Origin of the sequence: Globicatella sp. HMSC072A10 (genome assembly GCF_001811625.1) — a bacterium.
In the GTDB taxonomy this organism is placed as follows: Bacteria; Bacillota; Bacilli; order Lactobacillales; family Aerococcaceae; genus Globicatella; species Globicatella sanguinis.
In genome coordinates this window covers 1-7,001 of the sequence record NZ_KV805802.1, presented here as the reverse complement: position 1 = coordinate 7,001, position 7,001 = coordinate 1, and the positions used below count along the sequence as shown (strand labels likewise).

4 protein-coding genes and 2 pseudogenes are annotated in these 7,001 nt (G+C 34.2%); 5 read left to right on the top strand and 1 reads right to left on the bottom strand.

What is annotated here, in order from left to right:
• From xylA to HMPREF2811_RS11975, 4 genes and pseudogenes are all read left to right on the top strand, one after another.
• A partial coding sequence (gene xylA, locus HMPREF2811_RS09400; RefSeq protein ID WP_071409105.1) for a xylose isomerase occupies positions 1 to 1,116 on the top strand: 1,116 nt, incomplete at its 5' end.
• A 23-nt stretch (positions 1,117 to 1,139) separates the two neighbouring features.
• Positions 1,140 to 2,612, top strand: a complete 1,473-nt coding sequence (gene xylB / locus HMPREF2811_RS09395; RefSeq protein ID WP_071409104.1) for a xylulokinase — start codon at positions 1,140 to 1,142, stop codon at positions 2,610 to 2,612.
• Between the two features lie 96 nt (positions 2,613 to 2,708).
• Positions 2,709 to 4,325, top strand: coding sequence for a glycoside hydrolase family 43 protein (locus HMPREF2811_RS09390; protein WP_071409103.1), 1,617 nt, complete (start codon positions 2,709 to 2,711; stop codon positions 4,323 to 4,325).
• Positions 4,326 to 4,368: 43 nt separating this feature from the next.
• A pseudogene (locus tag HMPREF2811_RS11975) lies at positions 4,369 to 5,351 on the top strand (aldo/keto reductase).
• 72 nt (positions 5,352 to 5,423) lie between these two features.
• On the opposite strand, the gene HMPREF2811_RS09380 reads toward HMPREF2811_RS11975, so the two are convergent.
• The gene (locus HMPREF2811_RS09380; RefSeq protein ID WP_071409102.1) at positions 5,424 to 6,602 is read right to left on the bottom strand and encodes an ROK family transcriptional regulator; all 1,179 of its coding nucleotides are present in this window, start codon (positions 6,600 to 6,602) and stop codon (positions 5,424 to 5,426) included.
• A 175-nt stretch (positions 6,603 to 6,777) separates the two neighbouring features.
• Between HMPREF2811_RS09380 and HMPREF2811_RS09375 the strand changes: the two are divergent.
• Positions 6,778 to 7,001: pseudogene (locus HMPREF2811_RS09375) on the top strand (xylose isomerase); the annotation flags it as partial.

The window sequence follows — 7,001 nt, the reverse complement described above, 5'->3', positions numbered from 1 at the left end:
GAACGTACTTGGTTTGGTGAAACACCAATGGACACAGCGCGTAATCGTGTAGAAGCTTTCTTTGAAATCTTAACAAAATTAGGTGTAGAATATTTCTGCTTCCACGATGTGGATATTGCACCAGAAGGGGATTCATTAGAAGAATTCTTCCAAAATTTAGATGAAATTACCGATTTAATTAAAGAGAAAATGGATGAAACAGGTATTAAATTATTATGGAATACCGCTAATATGTTCTCTCATCCACGCTATAACAATGGTGCAGCATCATCTAATAATGCAGATGTATTTGCTTATGCGGCAGCCCAAGTGAAAAAAGGCTTAGACATCAGTAAAAAATTAGGTGGCGAAAACTATGTATTCTGGGGTGGTCGTGAAGGCTACGAGTCATTATTAAATACTGATATGGCATTAGAACAAGATAATATTGCGCGTTTATTCAAAATGGCGATTGCTTATGGCGAAAAAATTGGTCATAAACCACAATTCTTAATTGAACCAAAACCAAAAGAACCATCAAAACATCAATATGACTTTGATGCAGCAACTACTATGGCCTTTATTCAAAAATATGGTTTAGAAGGAGACTTCAAATTAAACTTAGAAGCTAACCACGCGACATTAGCAGGTCATACTTTTGAACATGAATTAAATGTTGCACGTAATTATCAAGCATTAGGATCAATTGATGCCAACCAAGGTGATTTATTATTAGGCTGGGATACAGATGAATTCCCAACAAATGTGTATGATACGGCCTTTACCATGTATGAGATCCTAGAAAATGGTGGTATTGCACCGGGTGGTATTAACTTTGATGCGAAAGTAAGACGATCATCACATAAAATGGAAGACTTATTATTAGCGCATATTGCCGGAATGGATACCTATGCACGTGGCTTAAAAGCGGCAGCGAAATTAAAAGAAACACGTTACTTAGATGAATTACGTGAAAACCGCTATGCAAGTTATACTGAAGGAATTGGTAAACGCATTGTAGATGGAGCAGAAGATTTAGAAAGCTTAACAGCTTATGCCCTAGAAAATCAAGACATCCATTTAGAATCAAGTCATTTAGAAGTTGTGAAGTCTCGTTTAAACGATTTATTGTTCTAATTTAGAAAGTTGAGGTGGGACAGATGAGTTATGTTTTAGGTATTGACTTAGGAACAGGGTCATTAAAGGGTTTATTATTTAATGAATCTGGCGAATTAATTACCACCGCTGATCAAAATTATGCTTTATTACAGCCTAAACCAGGGTATAGTGAGCAAAATCCATTGGATTGGAAAGAGGCTATGTTTAATGTAATGGATGAGTTGAACAATCGTGTTGATGATTTTTCAGAGCGTCTTGTTGCCATTAGTTTTTCTGGTCAAATGCATAGTTTAGTCTTACTTGACCATGATAACGAAGTGATAAGACCGGCTATTTTATGGAATGATGTCAGAACGACTAAACAATGTCAAACCATTATGGCTGAATTTGGACCGGAGTTATTAGCGATTACTAAAAATATAGCACTTGAAGGTTTCACGTTACCAAAGATTTTATGGGTTCAAGAAAATGAACTCAAAAATTGGCAGAAAACGAAGCATTTAATGTTACCAAAAGATTATTTGGTTCATACTCTAACAGGAGAATATTCAATGGACTATTCGGATGCTGCAGGTACTCTATTATTGGATATAGAAAAATTGGATTGGTCGGAAGATATTTTAACCCGATTTAATATTAACCGTTCCATTTTACCAACTTTGCATCGTTCAATCGATAAAGTAGCCTCCATTACAACTGACATAAAAGAACGTTATGGCTTTACTCATGATGTGAGTGTTCATGCCGGTGGAGCAGATAATGCCTGTGCTGCTTTAGGTGCAGGGATAGTTGATAAAGGTTTAGGTATGATTTCAATTGGAACAAGTGGCGTGTTCCTAGCAAGTGAACCAACAGCCGATGTTGATTATAAAGGTAAAGTCCATCTGTTTAATCATAGTGCTCCCGATTTATATTATGCCATGGGAGTGACTTTGGCAGCTGGAAATTCATTAAACTGGTTCAAAAATACCTTTGCAAGCAATTTAAAATTTGAAGAATTACTTGAAGGTATTGATAACATTGAACCAGGTTCAGAAGGATTATTATTTACCCCTTACATTACCGGAGAACGCACCCCGCATAATGATAGTGAAATTCGTGGAAGTTTTACCAATATCGATATTCGTCATGGATTAAAACATTTTGCTAGAGCAGTTTTAGAAGGGATTACTTTCTCTCTAAAAGACGCCCAAATGATTATGAGTAATGTTTCCAATCAACAGTTTGATCGGTTAGTATCTGTAGGTGGTGGAGCCAAAAATAAAGACTGGTTGCAAATGCAAGCAGATATATTTAACGCTGAGATTATTACACTAGAAACAGAGCAAGGACCAGGTGTAGGTGCAGCGATGTTAGCTGCCATTGGTAGCGGGGTGGTGGATTCTGTAGAAGATTGTATCTCTAAATTTGTGAAATATGACAAGCATTATCAACCCAATGCCGACAATGTAGCGAAATATCAAGAAGTTTATGAAAGATATCAAAAAGTATATCCTGCAATTAAACAAATTTAGCCCCTTAGTTAAGATGTTGGTGGTTTTCACCAACATCTTTATTAGCATATTATAATCAAATAAGAAAGTTAAAATTTTATACGGAGGTATCTAAAAATGAAAATAATAAATCCAATTTTGAAAGGATTTAATCCGGATCCATCAATGATTCGAGTAGATGATACGTACTATATTGCTACTTCAACTTTCGAATGGTTTCCAGGTATACAAATTCACCAATCAAAAGATTTAATTAATTGGGAATTATTGACACATCCATTATCTGTAACAAATTTGCTAAACATGAAAGCGAATCCAGATTCTGGTGGAGTTTGGGCACCGGATATTTCATATGCAGATGGATTATTTTGGATTGTTTATAGTGATGTAAAAGTTGTGGAAGGTTCATTTAAAGATGTAACCAATTATTTAATTACATCACCTTCTATTATGGGACCTTGGAGTGAACCTATTGTATTAAATGGGATTGGTTTTGATGCATCTTTATTTCATGATGAAGATGGTAAAAAATATCTTGTTCAAATGGAATGGGATCATCGTGAATATATGCATCCGTTTCATGGAATCAAACTAACGGAATATTCACATGAAGAAAAACGTTTATTACCAGAAACAAGCAAAATTATTTGGAAGGGGACAGAAGTTAAACTGACAGAAGCACCCCATATTTATAAGATTGGAAAATACTATTACTTATTCTGTGCTGAAGGTGGAACAGTTTATACACATCAACAAGTGGTGGCAAGAAGTACCGAACTATACGGGGAGTACGAAAGTCAACCTGATATTTTCTTAACTGCTTTTGATTCTCCGAGAAATCCATTACAAAAATGTGGACATGGATCTTTAGTAGAAACTCAAACCGGAGAATGGTACTTCGCACATCTAACTGGTAGACCTTGGCACCATAAGACAGAGTCGGTCACAGATCCACGAGGTTGGTGTACACTTGGTCGTGAAACAGCGATACAAAAAGTAGAGTGGGATGAAAATGACTGGCCATATATTGTTGGTGGAAAACAAGGTTCACTAGAAGTCGAAGCGCCAAGTTTTGTAACTGAAGAAGTCGAAGGAAATCAAGTTAATAATCAGTTTGACGACTTTGATACGAATGAGCTAGATATCAACTTCAATACAGTAAGAGTACCATTTGATGCTCAAATGGGAGAAATTAAAGATAGTCATTTAGTATTGAATGGTAGAGGATCATTTAATAATTTACATACAAATTCTCTAGTTGCAAGAAGATGGCAAGCATTTGACTTTGATGCTGAAATAAAAATTAAGTATGAACCGACAACATTCCAACAACTTTCAGGATTGGTTAATTACTATAATTCTAATCATTGGTCAATGATTGCGATAACTTGGGATGAAAACACAGGTAAATCATTAGAAATATTACAAAGTGATAATGGACAATTAATAAGTTATTTTGCAAAAAATAAAATTGCAATCCCAGAAAATATAGAATATGTCTATTTAAGAAGTAAGGTAAGAACGACTCATTATACCTATGAGTATTCATTCGATGGAAAAGAATGGAAAGCAACTAATATCATTTTAGATGCTAAAATTTTATCAGATGATTATGTCAATATGCACTACGGAGGCTTCTTTACAGGAGCGTTTGTGGGAATGGCTAATATTGACTATTCAGGATATGGATTGAAATCTTACATTGATTACTTCAAATATCAAGAATTGAATTAAGTTAAAAGATCTTTCTTAAAAGTTTGTTTATGGAGATGATTCGATGAATTATAATCAATTTGCCAATACTGATATGAAAATTAGCGAACTGAGTTTTGGTACATGGGCAATGGGAAGTGAATGGGGGAATGTATCTGTAGAAGATGCTAAGCAAGCAATTCATTATGCTATTAACCAAGGCGTAAACTTTTTTGATACTGCTGATGTGTATGGAATGGGCAAAAGCGAACAGATTTTAGGCGAAGTTTTAAAAGAACGAACTGAAAGAATATATATTGCGACTAAATTTGGACGTAAAGATGATTTCACTAACCCAGATAACTACACATATGAAAAAGTAAAAAATTATGCCGAAAATAGTTTGAAAAACTTAAGTATGGATGCGATAGATTTATACCAAATTCACTGTCCAAGTACTGAAATATTAGAACAATTAGCCGTCTTTGATGTGTTAGAACAATTACAAAAAGAAGGGTTAATACGTTATTATGGTGTCAGTGTTGAAACAGATGTACAAGGTGAATTTGTCTTAAATAATACCAAAGCGAGTAGTCTTCAAGTAATTGTTAATATGCTTAGACAAAAGCCCATCGATCAAATGATTAGATTAGCAGAAAAAAAAATATTGGCGTCTTAGCTCGTGTTCCATTAGCGAGTGGCTTATTAACAGGTAAATATACAGTTGATTCTGTTTTTCCTGAAAATGATCATCGTAATTATAATCAAAACGGTGAAGCATTTAATGTTGGTGAAACATTTGGTAGCTTACCATTCAAAAAAGGCATTGAATTAGCTAATCAGTTAGAATGGGTTAAAGAAGAACGGATTAGTATGCCCGTCGCCGCTTTAAAGTGGGTTATTCAACAAAAGGGCGTTACAGCTGCCATACCAGGATTTAAAAACATTAAACAAGTTAAAAGTAATCTAGAAGTCTTGAAAGCTAAAGACTATTCAGATGAAGAACTTACACGATTGAAAGAATTTTATTGGAATGAAGTGCATAATCATATTCGAGGAGATTATTAGAATATGAAAATAAACACCTATCAAAGCGACGAGAAAAGTCAGTTTGATAGGTGTTTTATTTAATGAAATTATTTAGTTTTCTTGATGATAATTTCTAAGTTTAAAGACTGGGATATTTAAGAAGTTACGTAATACTAGCGCTACACCTCCAAATAAAGTAGAGCGTCCTTCGAATGCAGAAGTTTTTATTTTAACACCGTCGGTGAAACGACTATTTAATGAATCATAAATAAATGCCAGTAATTCAGGAATTTTTTCATATAATGAACTGTCAATATAAACAACTTCTGGGTCATGGAAAAGAATAATATTATTAATACATAAACTTAAGAACATGGCTTTTTCTCGAAGTAAATCTAAAAGTGCTTCCCTTTGACCTGTCGTTAACATTTTAACTACATAATCTGAATTTATTTTATTAATATCAATATCAAATGTTTCGGCGACACTTTCATAAATCGCTTGTTGAGACGCATATTTTTCTAGACAACCTTTGTTACCGCAACGGCAAGCCTTACCATCAGGGAAAATGATTGAATGTCCTATTTCACCCGCTTTTCCAGCATTGCCATGATGAAGTAACCCATTTTCAATAATACCTAGTCCAATTCCACCGTGAATCGAAATACATAGTAAATCTTCCGCGCGTGAAACGAAAGTATACTCTCCTAAAGCAGCTAAATTTGCTTCATTTTCGAAGTAAAATGGGAAGTCATACTTATTTGATAAGAATTGGTATAAATCATCTCCAATTAAATCATAAATTGGAGAGAAATTAATCGTGTTGTTTTGCGTGATACCGTGAATTGAAAGTGCACATCCGATAATCCCTTTATTTGTTTTGGGAACATTTTCTATAACGTAGTCTAAAATGTCAGTTAATAAGTCATTAATGGTGTTTGTGTTAATATCAATTTTTCTTAGTTGTTGTTCCAAAATGATTTTTCCATCTAAGAAAGTAACCAGAACATTGATATAGTTGTAGCCAATATCGATTGCAACAACTCCTCCTGAGGAACTATTGTATTCTAATAAAATTGGTTTACGACCACCCATAGAACTAGCATCACCGATTCCGGTTTCATTAACAAGGCGTTCCTCGATCAGCGTTTTGACAATTGATGAGATAGAAGCTTTGTTTAAAGTTGTTAATTCAGAAAGGCTTGCTCGTGAAATAGGGCCATTTTCAATGATGGCTTTTAATACTAAAGACTCGTTGTTATTTCTAATACTATATACTGATGAAATCATAAAATATCTCCTATTTATTGGTGTAATAATTATATCATAGAAAAAAGTATAAAAAAGACCAAAAGTTTTCGCAAAAACATTTGACTTTTTTTATGAAAAGGGATACAATTCATATATATAAGTTAGTTTAGCACACAAACAAACCCGAGTCAATCTTAATGAAGGAGAATGAAAAATGAATTATTTCCCAGAGATTAGTCAAATTAAATATGAAGGCAAAGAAACCAATAATTTATTTGCTTTCCGTCACTATAACCCAGAAGAAGTGGTTTTAGGTAAAACAATGAAAGAGCACTTACGTTTTGCGGTTGCTTATTGGCATACCATGACCCAAGACGGTAGCGATCCATTTGGTAACCCGGTTAATGAACGTACTTGGTTTGGTGAAACACCAATGGA